This window comes from Geothrix sp., from assembly GCF_030219325.1.
Classification (GTDB): Bacteria; Acidobacteriota; Holophagae; order Holophagales; family Holophagaceae; genus Geothrix.
Genome location: NZ_CP126625.1, coordinates 1,416,974 through 1,432,146, shown reverse-complemented (window position 1 = coordinate 1,432,146; position 15,173 = coordinate 1,416,974). Strand labels below are relative to the sequence as shown.

At 69.6% G+C, this 15,173-nt stretch carries 11 protein-coding genes; all 11 read left to right on the top strand.

Features of this window, described 5'->3' with window-relative positions; all coding sequences use genetic code 11:
* The first annotated feature begins 53 nt into the window (after positions 1 to 53).
* The 11 genes from map (at position 54) to QOZ81_RS06380 (ending at position 15,169) form a co-directional block, all read left to right on the top strand.
* Positions 54 to 845 (top strand): type I methionyl aminopeptidase, encoded by a 792-nt coding sequence (gene map / locus QOZ81_RS06430; RefSeq protein WP_341849996.1) that lies wholly within the window; start codon positions 54 to 56, stop codon positions 843 to 845.
* Between the two features lie 5 nt (positions 846 to 850).
* Positions 851 to 1,687 (top strand): 4-(cytidine 5'-diphospho)-2-C-methyl-D-erythritol kinase, encoded by an 837-nt coding sequence (gene ispE / locus QOZ81_RS06425; RefSeq protein ID WP_291199876.1) that lies wholly within the window; start codon positions 851 to 853, stop codon positions 1,685 to 1,687.
* 50 nt (positions 1,688 to 1,737) lie between these two features.
* Positions 1,738 to 2,658, top strand: coding sequence for an ABC transporter ATP-binding protein (locus tag QOZ81_RS06420; RefSeq protein ID WP_291199879.1), 921 nt, complete (start codon positions 1,738 to 1,740; stop codon positions 2,656 to 2,658).
* Positions 2,659 to 2,660: 2 nt separating this feature from the next.
* Positions 2,661 to 3,719 carry an ABC transporter permease gene (locus tag QOZ81_RS06415; RefSeq protein WP_291199882.1) on the top strand — a complete coding sequence of 353 codons (1,059 nt, stop codon included), beginning with the start codon at positions 2,661 to 2,663 and terminating at the stop codon, positions 3,717 to 3,719.
* 69 nt (positions 3,720 to 3,788) lie between these two features.
* A complete protein-coding gene (locus QOZ81_RS06410; protein WP_300715365.1) occupies positions 3,789 to 7,670 on the top strand; it encodes a PAS domain S-box protein in 3,882 nt (1,293 codons plus the stop codon).
* 45 nt (positions 7,671 to 7,715) lie between these two features.
* Positions 7,716 to 8,984, top strand: coding sequence for an MFS transporter (locus tag QOZ81_RS06405; RefSeq protein WP_291199888.1), 1,269 nt, complete (start codon positions 7,716 to 7,718; stop codon positions 8,982 to 8,984).
* A complete protein-coding gene (gene hutH / locus QOZ81_RS06400) occupies positions 8,981 to 10,471 on the top strand; it encodes a histidine ammonia-lyase (RefSeq protein WP_291199891.1) in 1,491 nt (496 codons plus the stop codon). Before QOZ81_RS06405 ends, hutH begins: the two co-directional genes overlap by 4 nt.
* Entirely contained in the window at positions 10,468 to 11,148 is a 681-nt protein-coding gene (locus QOZ81_RS06395) for an HD domain-containing protein (protein WP_291199894.1), read from the top strand. Before hutH ends, QOZ81_RS06395 begins: the two co-directional genes overlap by 4 nt.
* Positions 11,145 to 13,511 (top strand): HEAT repeat domain-containing protein, encoded by a 2,367-nt coding sequence (locus QOZ81_RS06390; RefSeq protein ID WP_291199897.1) that lies wholly within the window; start codon positions 11,145 to 11,147, stop codon positions 13,509 to 13,511. The genes QOZ81_RS06395 and QOZ81_RS06390 overlap by 4 nt, the downstream gene beginning before the upstream one ends.
* On the top strand, positions 13,508 to 14,593 hold the full coding sequence (locus QOZ81_RS06385; protein ID WP_291199900.1) for a sensor histidine kinase: 1,086 nt from the start codon (positions 13,508 to 13,510) through the stop codon (positions 14,591 to 14,593). The genes QOZ81_RS06390 and QOZ81_RS06385 overlap by 4 nt, the downstream gene beginning before the upstream one ends.
* A gap of 45 nt (positions 14,594 to 14,638) precedes the next feature.
* A complete protein-coding gene (locus tag QOZ81_RS06380) occupies positions 14,639 to 15,169 on the top strand; it encodes an inorganic diphosphatase (protein WP_291199903.1) in 531 nt (176 codons plus the stop codon).
* The last annotated feature ends 4 nt before the right edge of the window (positions 15,170 to 15,173 follow it).

Here is a 15,173-nt window from a genome sequence, read left to right as displayed (position 1 = left end):
TCGCGCCATGCCGACATTCTACCCGTTAGACTGGACGGGAGGAGGGCGCCGCCCTGATCCGCGAACAGATCCGCTACAAGAGCAAGAAGGAGATCGACAAGCTCAGGGAATCCTGCCGGCTGGCAGCCAATGCCCTGCGCATCGCCGCCCGGGCCGCCCGACCCGGCGTGAGCCTCCTGGAGCTGGACAAGATCGCCGAGACCTACATCCGCCAGCAGGGCGCCACCCCCAGCTTCAAGGGCTACCACGGCTTCCCCGGCACCCTCTGCACGTCCGTGAACGACAAGGTCGTGCATGGCATCCCCTCCAAATACGTGCTGCAGGAGGGCGACATCATCGCCATCGACTGCGGGGCCAAGCTGGATGGCTTCCACGGCGACACCTGCCTTACGGTGGGGGTGGGGAAGATCACCGAAGAAGCCCGGATGCTCATCCAGACGGCGCAGCTGGCCATGTTCGTGGGCATCGAGCACTGCCGGCCCGGCCTGCGCCTGGGCGACATGGCCACCGCCGTGCAGTCCTTCGCCGAGGAGCGGGGCTATTCCGTGGTGCGCGAGTACATCGGCCACGGCCTCGGCCGCGATCTGCACGAGGACCCCCAGGTGGTGTTCGCCGAGCAGAAGGTCGGCACGGGCTTCCGCATGGAACCGGGCATGACCATCACCATCGAGCCGATCCTCAACACCGGCAGCCACAAGTGCCTGGTGGAATCCGACGGCTGGACCGTGCGCACCAAGGACGGCGGCCTCTCCGCCCAGTTCGAGCACGACATCGCCATCACCCGGAACGGTCCGGAGATTCTGAGCATCCCGGATCCCGAGTTCGAGCTGGAAGACGGGCTGTAGGAGCCATGGCGCTCAAGGTCCAGGCCCCCGCCAAGCTCAACCGCTTCCTCGCCGTGCTCGGACGGCGGGCCGACGGCTTCCACGACCTGGAGCTGGTGACCACGGTGCTGGCGGGCGTGCCGGGGCTCACGGACCTGCTGTCCGGGGAACCTGCGGCCAGCCTTTCGCTGCAGATCTCCGGCCCCGCCGGACACGGCCTGACGGCCGACGAATCCAACCTGGTCCTCCGGGCCTGGCGCCAGCTGGAGCGCGTGGCAGACCGTCCCCTGCCCGCCCTGCTGAAGCTGGAGAAGCACATCCCCCATGGCGCCGGGCTCGGCGGGGGCAGCAGTGACGCCGCCGCCGCCCTGCGCCTGGGCAACCGTCTGTTCGACCTGGGGCTGGAAGACCAGGCCCTCCTGATCCTGGCCAGCGAACTCGGCAGCGACGTCCCCCTCTTCCTCCTGGGCGGAACCGTTCTGGGGCTGGACCGCGGCGAGCGGGTCTTCCCGCTCCGCCCCGCGCCCCTGGAGCCGATCCTGATCGCCCATCCCGGTCTGCACGTCAGCACCCCGGCCGTGTACCGGGCCCTGCAGGAGGTGGGGTACCCCGATCCCGAGCCGCTGTCCTCCCTGCCGGAGGGCGCCCCGCCGCCCTGGCGCAACGACCTGACCGAGGCGGCCCTGCGGGTCTGCCCACCCCTGAGCGCGGTGCGCGATGCCCTGCGCGCCAGCGGCGGCGAACCCCTGCTCTGCGGCTCCGGCAGCTGCTGGGCGGCCCGATACGATTCGATCGGCCGCCGGGATGCCGCCGCCGAGTCCCTGCGCTCCTTCCACAGGGCCTGGCGCGTCTGGACGCTCTGACCCTGTCCCGACAGCCATTCCCTGTGGTATCTGTGACATCCGAGGTTTCCATGTCAGTTCCGGCCCTTCGCATCCGCGGTCTCCGCAAGGCCTTCCCCAAGGTGGTCGCCGTGGACGGCGTGGACCTGGAGGTCGCCCGGGGCGAAGTCTTCGGGCTGCTGGGGCCCAACGGCGCGGGGAAGACCACGACGCTGGAGATCATCGAGGGCCTCACCAGCTCAGATGCCGGCGAGATCGAGATCCTGGGCCTGACCTGGGAGAGGGACGGACAGGAGATCCGGTCCCGCATCGGCGTCCAGCTGCAGAGCACCAGCCTCTTCAACAAGATCACCCCCCGGGAGGCCCTGGATCTCTACGGGAGCTACTACCCCAAGTGCCGGACCTCCAAGGATCTGCTGGAGCTCGTGCAGCTCGAGGACAAGGCCGACGCCTACCACATCACCCTCAGCGGCGGGCAGCAGCAGCGACTGGCCCTGGCCCTGGCCCTGGTCAACGATCCGGAGATGGTGTTTCTCGATGAGCCCACCACGGGCCTCGATCCCCAGGCCCGGCGCAGCCTCTGGGACGTGGTGCGCCGCATGAAGGGCGAGGGCCGCACCGTGGTGCTGACCACGCACTACATGGACGAGGCCGAAGCCCTCTGCGACCGGCTGTCCATCATGGACCACGGCAAGGTCATCGCCACGGGCACGCCCGCCTCGCTGATCGCGGATCTGGAGCTCCCCAGCGTGGTGGAGCTCACCTTCGAGGGGGCCGCTCCGGATCCCGCCGCCTTCGCGACCCGGCTGGGCCAGGCCGTGGAGCCTCGGGCCGACCTCTGGGAGATCCCCACGCCGGACCCCAAGGCCCTGCTGCCCCGGCTGCTGGAAGCCGCTGAATCGACCGCCGTCCCCTTCCAGCAGGTCCACATCCGCCGGGCCACCCTGGAGGACGTGTTCCTGCATCGCACGGGCCGGAGCCTGAGGGAGTAGCCATGATGATCTGGCGGCAGTTCGTGATGGAGTGGCGGCTCTACAGCCGGGACCGCGTGGCCATGTTCTGGACCTTCGCCTTCCCGGTGGTCCTGCTGCTGGGCTTCGGGACGATCTTCCGGGATGGCGGGGGCCCGAAGCTCTCCGTGGTGCGCGTGCAGTCCCCCGTCCCCACGCCCCGGGACGAGGCCCTCGACCAGGCCCTGAAGGACCTCCACCTCCAGGTCCAGTCCCTCCCCAAGGCTGAGGCCGAAGCACGCTGGTCCCGGGGCGAGACCGCCGCGCAGCTGGAGCCCGATGGCGCGGGCTACCGCCTGCGCCTGAACAGCTACCTCATGGCCCAGGCGGGCGCCACGGCAGGGCTGGCGAACCAGGCCTGGCTGGTGGCCCAGGCCCGCCTGAGCGGCGCCCCGGAACCCCAGCGGATTCCCGTGCAGGTGGAGAGCCCCGGCCACAAGCGCTCCACCAACTACGCCTCGTTCCTGCTGCCGGGCCTGCTGGGCCTGAACCTCGTCAGCATGGGCCTCTTCAGCGTGGGCATGGTGAACGTGTCCTACCGCGAGAAGGGCAAGTTCCGGCGCCTGGCCGTCACGCCGCTGCCCAAGTGGATCTTCCTTCTGGGCCAGGTGCTGCACCGCCTGACGGTGACCGTGGTCCAGGCCGCCATCCTGCTGCTGGTCGGACGGGTGGTCTTCGGCATCCAGAACCAGGGCTCCTTCCTCGACCTGCTGCTCGTCATGACCCTGGGGACCGGCTGCTTCATGGCCTTCGGCTTCGCCCTGAGCGGCTTCGCCGAGACCTCCGAAGGCTATGCGGCCATCTCGAACCTGGTCTTCTTCCCCCTCATGATGCTGAGCGGCGTCTACTTCACCCTGGATTCCGCCCCCGCCTGGCTGCAGCACCTGGTGGCCGGGATGCCCCTCGCGCCCTTCATCCGGGCCCTGCGGGCCGTGTTCAACGACGGCGCCGGACTGGCGGGTCACGGCGTGGGCCTGGTCATCGTCCTCGCCTGGGGCCTGGCGGCCTTCGTGCTGGCCGTCCGGCGCTTCCGCTGGGCCTGATCCACAGGACTTTGCCCCGGCCTGTTCCGGGCCGATGATGGGGGCATGACCTCAGGCCCGCCAGCAGGGATGCCCCAGGAGTCGCTCGAGATCCTCCGACAGCGGGCCGAGGGCCTGCAGGCCCGCCTCGAAAGCACCCAGGGCATGCTGGATGCGATCTCGGAGGCCATCTACATCCAGGATGCCGAAGGGCGATTCGTCGACGTGAACGAGGGGGCCGCGAGGATGTACGGCTACCCGCGGGACTTCTTCCTCGGGAAGACGCCGGAGGTGCTTTCCGCCCCGGGGCGGAACGACATGGACGCCGTGGCCGGGGCCTTCGGCAGGGCCCTGCAGGGCGTGCCGCAGCAGTTCGAGTACTGGGGCCGGAAGCAGGATGGCACTGTCTTCCCGAAGGAGGTGCGGCTCTACCCGGGCCTGCACCTGGGGCGGCCCGTGGTCATCGCGGTCGCCCAGGACATCTCGGCCCGGAAGCGGGCGGAGATGACCCAGAAGGCCACCTATCGCATCGCTGAGGCGGCCCTGGAGTCCAGGCACACCGCGGACCTGTTCCCCCGCGTCCACGCCATCGTCCGGGACCTGATGCCCGCGGAGAACCTCTACTTCGCCCTCTGGGACCCGGTGTCCGAGATGGTGTCCTTCCCCTACTGGATCGATCAGTCGGATCCGGCGCCCCCCCCGCACCGCCTCGGCCGCGGCCTGACGGCCTGGGTCCTGCGCCGGGGCCTGCCCCTGCTGGTGGACCAGGAGGCCCTGCTTGCCCTCGAGGCCGCCGGCGAGGTGGAGCCCCTCGGCACCCTGTCCCTGGATTGGCTGGGCGTCCCCCTCAAGGGGAAGGCCGGGGTGTTCGGCGCCCTGGTCATCCAGAGCTACGAAGGAGGACACCGCTACAGCGCCGAGGAGCGGGACCTGCTGGTCTTCGTCTCGACCCAGGTGGCCCTGGCCGTGGAGCGGACCAGGGCCCAGTCCGAGCAGCGCGTCCTGAAGGCCGCCATGGACAGCGCCATCGATCCGGTATTCGGCTCGGATGAATGGGGGGGCTTCGTCTTCGTCAACCAGGCGGCCAGCGCCTCGCTGGGCTATTCCCGGGAGGAGCTCCTCGGCAGGCACGTGTGGGACGTGGACCCCAAGGTCCTTCCAGACCAGTGGCCCCTCCGCTGGGAGCGGCTCCGGTCCCGCGGGTCCAACCGGGAGGAGACCTGGCACCAGCGCAAGGATGGTTCCGTCTTCCCGGTCGACATCAGCAGCACTTTCCTGACCGTCGAGGGCCAGGAGGTAGCGTTCACCCACGTCCGTGACATGACGGAGAGGAGGGCTGCCGAGGAGGCCCTGCGCGCCAGCGAGGACAAGTTCTCCAAGGCCTTCCAGGCCAGCCCGGACGCCATCAACATCAACCGGCTGGATGGCACCTACCTGGACGCCAACCCCGCCTTCACCCGCATGAGCGGCTGGACCCGCGAGGAGTACCTCGGCCGGACCACCCTGGAACTGGGCCTCTGGGCCGACCCGGAGGACCGCGAGCGGATGCGGCGCCTGCTCCAGGCCGAGGGCCGTTTCAGCGACCTGGAGGCGCCCTTCCGCATGAAGGACGGCTCACTCCGGACCGGGCTCGTCTCCGGCGCCTTCATCCAGGTGGGCGGGGAGACCTGCCTGCTCAGCGTCACCCGGGACATCACGGAGCGCAAGGAGGCGGAAGCCGCCATCCGCTACAACGAGGACAAGTTCACCCGGGCCTTCCACGCCAGCCCCGATGCCATCAACCTCACGCGGCTGAGCGACGGGACCTACTTCGAAGTCAGCGAGGGCTTCGAGAAGATCAGCGGCTGGACCCGCGAAGAGGCCATCGGCCGCACAGCCCTGGAGCTGAACATCTGGGTGGATCCGAAGGACCGCGAGCGGGCCGTGGAGCTCATCCGGAATCACGGTGAGTACACGGGACTAGAGATCGCCTTCCGCCGGAAGGATGGCCGCATCATCACCGGCCAGATGTCCGGGAAGGTCATGGAGGTGGGCGGCGTCCCCTGTCTCCTGTCCGTCACCCGCGACATCACGGACCGGAAGCTCGCCGAGTCGGCGCTGCGGGCCGCGGAGCAGCGCCTCAGGACCGTGCTGGCCAACTCTGAGGCCGTGATCTACCAGCTGGATCCCGAAGGCCGGTTCATGCTCTCCGAGGGGCTCGGCCTGGCCCACCTGGGCCTCGCGCCCGGCCAGATGGTGGGCATGAACGCCCTCGACCTCTACCAGGGCGACCTCCAGACGGTGGACCAGATCCGGGCGGCCCTGGGTGGGGAGGCCTCACGTCAGATCACCCCGGTGGGAGAGCGCCTGTTCGACAACTTCCTGACCCCCGTCTTCAACGACCAGGGGCAGGTCGATAGCGTCATCGGCATCGCCACGGACGTGACGGAACGCCAACGGGTGGAGGAGGCCCTCCGGGCAGAGCGTGGGCTCTTCGTGGGCGGGCCGGTGATGGTCATTCGGTGGGGCGCCGCCCCGCCCTGGCCCGTGGACTACATCAGCCCCAACGTGGAGAAGCTCCTTGGTTACGCCCCGGTCGAGCTGACCTCCGGACGGATCATGTTCGACGACCTGGTCCACCCCGAGGACCGGGACCGCGTCCATCGGGAATCCGAGAGCCTTCGGCGCAAGGGTGTCAGCCACTTCGAACAGCGATACCGCCTCCGGAATGCGGCCGGCGAGTACCGCTGGTTCCAGGATTTCACGGCCCAGGCCAGCCCGGAAACCAACGCCTCCTACTACCTCGGCTACATGCTGGACATCACGGACCGCCTCCAGGTGGAGGAGGCCCTCCGGCAGTCCCAGAAGCTGGAGAGCCTGGGCATTCTCGCCGGCGGCATCGCCCACGACTTCAACAACCTGCTCACGGTGGTCCTTGGCAACCTGAACCTCGCCCAGATGAACCTGGCGGAAACCGCCCCGGCCCAGCCCTACCTGGCCAGGATGGAGGCGACGGTACTGCGGGCCACCGAGCTGACCAAGCAGATGCTGGCCTATTCCGGACGCGGCCACTTCCTGGTGAAACCCCATGACCTCAACGAGGTCGTGCAGGAGGTCACGCACCTCCTGGAAGTGTCCATCCCCAAGAAGATCCGCCTGCGGTTCGACCTCGAGCCAGGACTGCCCGCCATCCAGGCCGATGCCGCCCAGATACAGCAGGTGGTCATGAACCTGGTGACCAACGCCGCCGACGCCATCGGAGACCGGGAGGGCGCCATCCATCTCACCACCTCCTCGGCCCTGCTCGACGAGCAGGACCTGCACTCCGCCTACACCATCGACTCCCTGCCCCCGGGCCGCTACGTGCTGCTCGAGGTCGTGGATACCGGCATTGGCATGCCGCCGGATGTGCTCGCGCGGATCTTCGATCCCTTCTTCACCACCAAGGCCTCGGGTCGGGGCCTCGGGCTGTCCGCCATGCTGGGCATCCTGCGGGGCCACGGGGCGGGGCTCAGGATCCAGAGCGAGGTGGGGCGCGGCAGCTCGTTCCGCCTGTGCTTCCCGGCCTCGGGCGAGGCGGTGGCCGCGACGGATCCAGCCCGCGAGAAGACCGTCGCCCCCAGGCTCCACGGGCGGGTCCTGCTCGTGGACGACGAGGACCTCATCCTCCAGACCATCGGCGCCGCCCTGCAGGCCATCGGCCTGGAGGTCACCATGGCCCGGGATGGACTGGAGGCCCTGGAGCGGTTCAGGGACGCCGATCCGCGGCCTGACCTGGTCCTCATGGACCTGACCATGCCCCGGATGGATGGCCGGGAGGCCTTCGGCGCCATGCACGACCTGGACCCCACCGTGCCCATCGTGCTGAGCAGCGGCTTCACGGAAGGGGACTCCCTGCAGACCCTCTCCGGGCAGGGACCCGCCGGATTCATGCAGAAGCCCTATCAGATCAAGGAACTCCGCCTGCTGCTGCAGCGAGTGCTGGGGGGCTGAGGAGCCGGCCCTGCAGCCGGGCTACACTGGGGGCTGGAGAGCCTCATGCAGTCGACCAAACGCGCCCGGACGGCCATCTTTCTCACGGTCTTCGTCGACCTCCTGGGCTTCGGCATCGTCATTCCCATCCTCCCGCTCTATGCGCAGGCCATCGCCGACCATCCCAGTGCCTGGATGGCCAGCGTCAACCACTTCCTGGGACTCGGTGGCACGGGCACCACCCCCGGCGCCTTCTGGGCCGGCGTGGGCTTCCTCAGCTTCAGCGTCATGCAGTTCATCGCATCGCCGATCCTGGGCCGCGCCTCGGACAAGGTGGGACGCAAGCCCGTGCTCTGGATCAGCCTCGTGGGCTCCGCCCTCGGCTACCTGATGCTCGCCCTCACCAGCCGCTTCGAGTGGATGCTCGCGGCCCGCATCCTGGACGGCATCACCGGCGGCAACATCTCCGTGGCCCAGGCGGCCATGGCGGACACCTCGACACCGGAAGAGCGCTCCAAAGTCCTTGGCATGATCGGCGCCGCCTTCGGCCTCGGCTTCGTGCTCGGGCCTGCCATGGCAGGGGTCCTGAGCGGCAGCCACTTCGGCATGCAGCTCCTGCAGACCCGCGGCTGGCACCTGCCCTTCTTCGTGGCGGCGGGGCTCTCCCTGCTGGCCTCGCTCATGGTGTTGTTCTGGCTGCCGGAGACCCTCACGCCCGAGGTCCGCGCCCGCGCCCGCGCCCACGAAAGCCGCGGCCACGCCCTGGTGAAGGCGATGAAGATCCCAGGCATGGCGCAGCTGCTCATGGTGTCCCTGCTGGCCATGGCCGGCTTCGCCATGATGGAGGGCACCTTCGCCCTGCTGGTCCACCAGCGCTTCGACTTCCACCAGCGGGAGGTGGGTTTCCTCTTCGCGGGCATCGGCATCCTGATGGTGATCTACCAGGGTGGCCTCGTCCGGCTCGTGGCCAAGCGCTTCCCGGAGCGCGCGGCCCTCATCACCGGCCTGCTGCTCATGGGCATCGCCCTGCCCCTGATGCCCATGGCCCCCTGGATGTGGCCCTTCGTGCTGCTCTTCATCCCCCTCTCCTGGGGCAGCGGCATGGGCAATACGGCGGGCTCGGCCCTGGCCAGCCAGCTGACGCCCCCCGAGGACCAGGGCGCGCTCTTCGGCGTGCTCAACGCCATGACCGGCATGGGCCGCATCATCGGCCCCGCGGTGGGCACCTTCACCTTCGCCCGCTGGGGCGGCCAGACCACCTACACCGTCGCCGGACTCACCCTGGGCCTGGCCCTCGCACTGGCACTGACGCTCTCCCCCAAGGAATCCCGATGATCCACCTCGATGGCCACTCACTGACCGCGCCCCTGTTGGCGCGCATCGCCGCCGGAGAAGGCGTCACGCTCGACGAGGGCGCGCTCGCCCTCGTCGCCGAGAACCGCGCCGTGGTGGACCGCATCGTGGCTGAGGGCCGCACGGTCTATGGCATCAACACCGGCTTTGGCCAGTTCGCCACCGTGGTCATCGCGCCGGACCAGCTGCAGCAGCTGCAGCTCAACCTCATCCGCAGCCACGCCGCCGGCGTGGGTGAGCCCCTGCCCAGGCACCAGACCCGCGCCCTCATGGCCGCCCGCATCAACTGCCTGCTGAAGGCCCACAGCGGCATCCGCCCCGAGCCCATCCGCCTGCTCACGGAGTGCCTAAACCGCGACGTGGTGCCCGTGGTGCCCAGCCAGGGCAGCGTCGGCGCCAGCGGCGACCTGGCCCCCCTGGCCCACATGGCCCTGCTGCTGGTCGGTGAAGGCTTGGCCTGGTCTGGTGAAAAGCAGGTTCCCGGTGGAGCAGCCCTGGCCCAGGCCGGCCTTCAGCCTGTGACGCTGCAGGCCAAGGAGGGCCTGGCCCTCATCAACGGCACCCAGCTCATCACGTCGCTGGGCAACCTGGCGGTGGAGAAGTTCACGCGCCTGGCGGGACTGGCGGACGAGATCGCCGCCCTCAGCCTGGAGGCCCTGCGGGGCACCCGCGCCGCCTTCGATCCGCGCATCCACGCCGCCCGTCCCCACCCCGGCCAGATCGCCGTGGCCGAGCACATGCGCAGCATCCTCGGCACCACCAGCGCCATCGCCGACAGCCACCAGGACTGCCACCGCGTGCAGGACGCCTACAGCCTGCGCTGCATCCCCCAGGTGCACGGCGTCACCCGCGATGCGCTTCAATTTGCCGGTGCCATTCTTGAGCGGGAACTCAACAGTGCCACCGACAATCCCATGATCTTCACGGATACCCAGGAATCCCGCTCCGGCGGCAACTTCCACGGCCAGTACCCCGCCTTCGCCTGCGACGTGCTCGCCATCGCGGCGGCCGATCTCGCCAGCATCTCCGAGCGGCGCCAGGAGCGCCTGGTGAACCCGGCCTACTCGGACCTGCCTGCCTTCCTCACCCAGAACGGCGGTCTGGAATCCGGGTTCATGATGGCCCACGTCACCTCGGCCGCCTTGGTCAGCGAGATGAAGGGCCTGGCCCACCCGGCCTGCGTGGACACCATCCCCACCAGCGCCGGCAAGGAGGACCATGTGAGCATGGGCCCCATCGCAGCCCGCAAGCTGCTGCGGGCCGTGGATGCCCTGGAGCAGGTGCTGGCCATCGAGGCCCGCATGGCCCTGGAGGGCCTCCGCATCATCGGCCTGGCCCCGGCCAAGGGCCTGCAGCCTTTGATGGACCGCCTATCCGAGGCTTGCGCACCCTGGGCCGACCGGGTCATGTTTGAGGAGATCAACAAAACCCTCGGCGCCCTCTGCGCCTATGAGGCAGCCCAACCATGACCCAGCCCACTCCCTGGCGGAGCGCCTGCGAACAAGCGCTGCGGCGTTTCTCAGACGCGGACTCGATCCGGTTCTGGGGCATCGGCCATGAAGTGGAAGGCACCTACCAACCCATCTTCAACTACCGTTTCGAGCACACCTACGCAGCCGTGCTGCTGGCGCGCTGGCTGGCCCCCGCCACGGGGGCCGATGCCGAAGTGGTGGAGTGCGCGGCCTGGCTGCACGACGTGGCCAAGCGCCTGAAGGATCCCCACGCGAAGGATTCGCATGCCCAGGACGCCTCCGCCAAGGTGGCGGAGATCCTGGCCGGGACCGACTTCCCGGCGGAAAAGATCCCCGCCGTGCGCCATGCCATCGAGCACCACGTCGGCCTCAAGCTCACGAAGCGGCTGGAGCCCCTCGAGACGGCCTGTCTCTGGGACTGCGACAAGCTCAGCAAGATCGGCGCGGCCAGCCTCATCCACTTCGGCTGCATCAGCGGGGCCTTCCAGCCCATCACCACGGCGGAGATCCTCCGCCGCGGCACGGCCTGGCTGGATCTGGCCCGGAGCATCACCACCAGCTTCAACACCGAACCGGCCCGGGAGGAGGGCCGGCGCCGCCTCGCCTTCCTCGAAGCCCACTACGCCCAGCTCCGGCGCGAGTGGTCCGACCCTGCGGAGATGACGCCCCCATGAGCGACTTCCTGCAGCTCGCCCAGAGTCTGGCCGTGGCCCTCAAGGCGCTGCAGATGTACACCGCCCAGCACCCCCGGGCCCAGGAGGGCCTCGCCGGAGCCCATGCCGCCTTCGAGCGGTGGCTGCTCCAGCCGGGGCGCCTGCAGTTCGTGGTGTCCGGCACCAAGGCCTTCGTGGACGGGCAGGTGCAGGACACCCGCAGCCCCCACGTCGCTGCCCTCGTGAGGCTGGTCTCCGAGCGGGGCATCAGCGGCTTCGTCTTCGAGCGGGGCGTCCGGCCGGACGAGCTGCTCACCTTCCTCGAGGGCCTGGCCACCAAGCCCCCGAAGCTGGAGGAGCAGGGTGGCTTCGAGGCCCTGCTCCGATCCTCGGGCGTGGTGAACATCAAGGTTTCCCAGACCCGCTACCAGGAGATTTCCGAAGGGGAGGACTTCGGCTCGGAGAAGGCGCCGGCCCTGTCACCGGCCCCGCCGGTCGCGCCCTCCCCCTCACCGGAGAACCTCGTCAAGTTCATCCGGGACGCCATGCTGAGCTCCATCGCCAAAGGGGCCACCTCCACGAGCGGCTCGACCCAACGGGCGACCGGAGCCTCATCGTTCGGCCCTGCGGCGGGAGGAACCAGCAGCGGCACCCTGGGCGGGGACAGCGGATCCATCGGGGGTCTCTTCGACGATGGGGGCTCCGGGCCCCTGGCCGGCTTCGGCCCCTCGGACCTGAGCGGCCTCGGCCCCCTGGGACGGGAGCTCGGGCTCGGCGAGGGCATGCCGACCCCCGGCCAGCTCGGGACCCTGCGCCAGGTGCTGATGGGACTCAGCCCGGAAGCCCAGCTGGGCCTCCTGGCCGGCCTGGGCAGCCTCCCCGAACATCCCGCGGGGCTGGCCCTGGGGGTGAAGGCCCTGGCGGGTGAGGTCCTCGCCGTGGCCACCAGCACGGTCCTGGCCCAGGGAACCACCTGGGCCCAGCTGCGGGGCCCCCTCCAGGACATCCTCCGACCCATCGCCGACCGGGAGCGGCTCGTCCGCACCCTGTCCTCGCACCTGCGCCTGGCCGGACAGGACCCCACCCAGGCCGAGGCCATCCTGCGTCACCTGGAGTGGGAGGCCCTCAGCCTGGAGGCCAAGCTGCTCAAGGTGCTCGAGCAGGGCCATCTGTTCGAGCTGAGCCTGGAGGAGCGCCTGGCCCTCCTGCGCGAGCTGCTGGACCTGCGGCGCTTCGACGACTTCGTCCGCATCCAGGAAGTGCTCCTGGAGACCCTCCGCAGTGACCAGTCGGAGCTCCGCCTCAAGGCCATCCAGACCCTCAACGGCGTGACCCGCTGGGCCCACGATCCGGGCCTGCCACCGGAAGGCGAGGGCCCCCTCGCAGAAGGGCTGAGGGCCCACTTCGCCTGGGAACCGGAGCCCCCGGTCCACCGCTGGTCCACCGAGGCCCTGGAGTCCCTGCTCGCGGCCCTGGTCCAGCGTGGAGAGCTCGCCCCGGTGCTTTCCGATCTCCACGAACTCGAGGGGCTCTGCGCCTTCCTGGAGGAGCAGCATCCCTGGCGGAACGATGCCCTCGCCCGGCTCCGGACCTCCCTCCAGCGCCCCCCCCTGCTCGACGCGGCCATCGCCCGGGCCTTCGCCCTGGAACGGGATCAGATGATCCTCGAGGTCCATCCCTACTTCGAATTCATCGGCGATCCCATGGCCCGGCACCTGGTGGCCCGGCTCGGAGAGGAGAACGACCGCACGCGGCGCGGCCGCCTGGTCGAGTCGGTCCGGAGCATGGGACCCATGGCCCTGCCCGCCCTGATGCACGCCCTGACCGCGCCGGCCTGGTTCCTGGTGCGGAACGCCCTCATGCTCCTCTCGGACCTCGGCGATGCCGGCTGCGTCCCCGCCATCCTCCCCCTGCTCCGCCACCCCGAGCCCAGGGTGCGCCGCACGGCGGTGCGCGCCCTCTGGAAGCTGGGCGGTCCCGTGGCCGAACCGCACCTGGTCGCCCAGATGAAGGACACCGACCTGGAGACCATGCAGGAGATCCTCTTCGCCCTGGGGCAGCTGAGATCGGAGGGCAGCCTGCCCCAGGTCACGGAGCTGGCCCAGGACAAACGCATCATCGAGAAGCTGCGCATCCAGGCCCTGGACACCCTCGGCCACATCGCCTCCGCGAAGTCCCTGCCGGTCCTCCTGGAGTGCCTGCGCCGCAAGGGCTTCTTCGGCGGTGGCGAATCGCAGCCCATCCGGTTGGCCGCCGCGAAGGCCCTGGCCGCCCTGGGCACGCCGGATGCCCTTGCGGCCCTGAGGAAGGCCGTGGAAGGCGAATCCAAGGGCGAAGATCGCGAGGTCATGCGTCGCCTGCTGGACCGCCCGGTGCAGCCGTGACGGGGGCCCAGACCCATCCCGATCCCCGCCAGCTGCTCGAAGCCTTCGAGGCCTTCACGGCGGCCTCCGAACACCTCCAGACCCGCTACGAGGCCCTCCAGTCCCAGCTGGGGCAGCTCCAGGGCGAGTTGCAGACCGTCCTCGAAGCGGTCCCCTTCGCCATCTGGGTGCTGGCCGAAGACGGCTCCCTGCGGTTCACCAACCGGCCCCAGGGCCTGGAGGGCCGCTTCCTGCAGGGACCTGCGCCCTGGGAAGCCGGCAGCCCAGGTGGCCAGCGCCGGGTCCAGACCGCGGAAGGGCGCGAGCTGATCTTCGAGGAGGAGCGGCGGTCCGCCCCCCACGGTGGCACCATCGTCACGCTGCGGGACGTCACGGAGGCCGTGCTGCGCGCCCAGCAGGCCACCCGCGAAGACCGCCTGGCCGCCATGGGCCGCATGGCCGCGGAGCTGGCCCACGAGATCCGGAATCCCCTGGGCAGCCTGGCCCTCTTCTCCGGGATGCTCGTGGAGGATCTCGCGGAGCAGGCCGGCCCGCTGGAGCTCGCCCGGAAGATGCAGGAGGGCGTGGGCCGGCTGAACAGCGTGGTCGGCAACACCCTGGCCTTCACCCGGGACCTGCACCCCAAGGAGGGCACCCTGCCCCTGCGGAGCTTCTGGGAGGAGACGCTGCGCAGCGCGACGCTGGCCGAAGCCGTCCCCTGGGAGAACCAGATCCCCGAGCAGGCCACCTGGCTCGGCGATCCCGACCTCCTGCGCCAGGTCGCCCAGAACCTGCTCCAGAACGCCATCCGCGCGCTCGAGGATGCCGAGGCCCCGCGCATCATCCTGTCCGCCGTCGAGGAGCGGCTGGAGGGCCAGCCCTGCTGGCACCTGACGCTCACCGACAACGGCTGCGGCATCCCGGAGGAGGCCCTGGCGAAGGTGTTCGATCCCTTCTTCAGCACCTTCGGAGGCGGCACCGGACTGGGGCTCGCCGTCTGCCACCGCATCATCGTGGCCCACGGCGGCCTGCTCTTCATCGAAAGCCAGATGGGCCGCGGAACCACGGTGCACCTGCGGCTGGCGGCGGCCTCCCGCGCGTGACGCCGGTCGTGGACCATGCGAACATCGATCCCTCGCGGAGCGCCCATGTCCTTCATCCATCTCCACCCCGGCAACCAGGCGCCCGAAATCGTCAACGCGATCATCGAAATCCCGACCGGATCGCGCATCAAGTACGAAATCGACCACCACACGGGCCTGGTGCACGTGGACCGCGTGCTCTTCTCGCCCTTCCACTACCCGGCCGAGTACGGGTTCATTCCGGGCACCCTCGCGGATGATGGCGATCCGGCCGACATCCTCGTGCTCATCAACGGCTCCACCTACCCCGGCGTGGTGATCCGCGCCCGGCCCATCGGCCTGCTGCGCATGACCGACGACAAGGGCCATGACGCCAAGATCCTCGCCGTGGCCACGGACGACCCCACCTACGCCCACGTGACGTCGCGCAGCGACCTGCCGCCGCACTTCCTCCTCGAGGTGGAGCACTTCTTCCTCACCTACAAGGATCTCGAGCGGAAGAGCGTCTCCAGCGACGGCTGGGGCGGCAAGGACGAGGCCCACGCCTTCGTGCGAGCTTCCATCGAGAATTACACCAAGCAGCAGCAGAAGAAGTAGGGCT

What these genes read in the sequence shown, in the direction of transcription:
- ispE (WP_291199876.1), top strand. Translation starts at nt 851, where the DNA reads ATGGCGCTCAAGGTCCAGGCCCCCGCCAAGCTCAACCGCTTCCTCGCC.
- QOZ81_RS06410 (WP_300715365.1), top strand. Translation starts at nt 3,789, where the DNA reads ATGCCCCAGGAGTCGCTCGAGATCCTCCGACAGCGGGCCGAGGGCCTG.
- QOZ81_RS06380 (WP_291199903.1), top strand. Translation starts at nt 14,639, where the DNA reads ATGTCCTTCATCCATCTCCACCCCGGCAACCAGGCGCCCGAAATCGTC.
- QOZ81_RS06420 (WP_291199879.1), top strand. Translation starts at nt 1,738, where the DNA reads ATGTCAGTTCCGGCCCTTCGCATCCGCGGTCTCCGCAAGGCCTTCCCC.
- QOZ81_RS06395 (WP_291199894.1), top strand. Translation starts at nt 10,468, where the DNA reads ATGACCCAGCCCACTCCCTGGCGGAGCGCCTGCGAACAAGCGCTGCGG.
- hutH (WP_291199891.1), top strand. Translation starts at nt 8,981, where the DNA reads ATGATCCACCTCGATGGCCACTCACTGACCGCGCCCCTGTTGGCGCGC.
- QOZ81_RS06390 (WP_291199897.1), top strand. Translation starts at nt 11,145, where the DNA reads ATGAGCGACTTCCTGCAGCTCGCCCAGAGTCTGGCCGTGGCCCTCAAG.
- QOZ81_RS06405 (WP_291199888.1), top strand. Translation starts at nt 7,716, where the DNA reads ATGCAGTCGACCAAACGCGCCCGGACGGCCATCTTTCTCACGGTCTTC.
- QOZ81_RS06415 (WP_291199882.1), top strand. Translation starts at nt 2,661, where the DNA reads ATGATGATCTGGCGGCAGTTCGTGATGGAGTGGCGGCTCTACAGCCGG.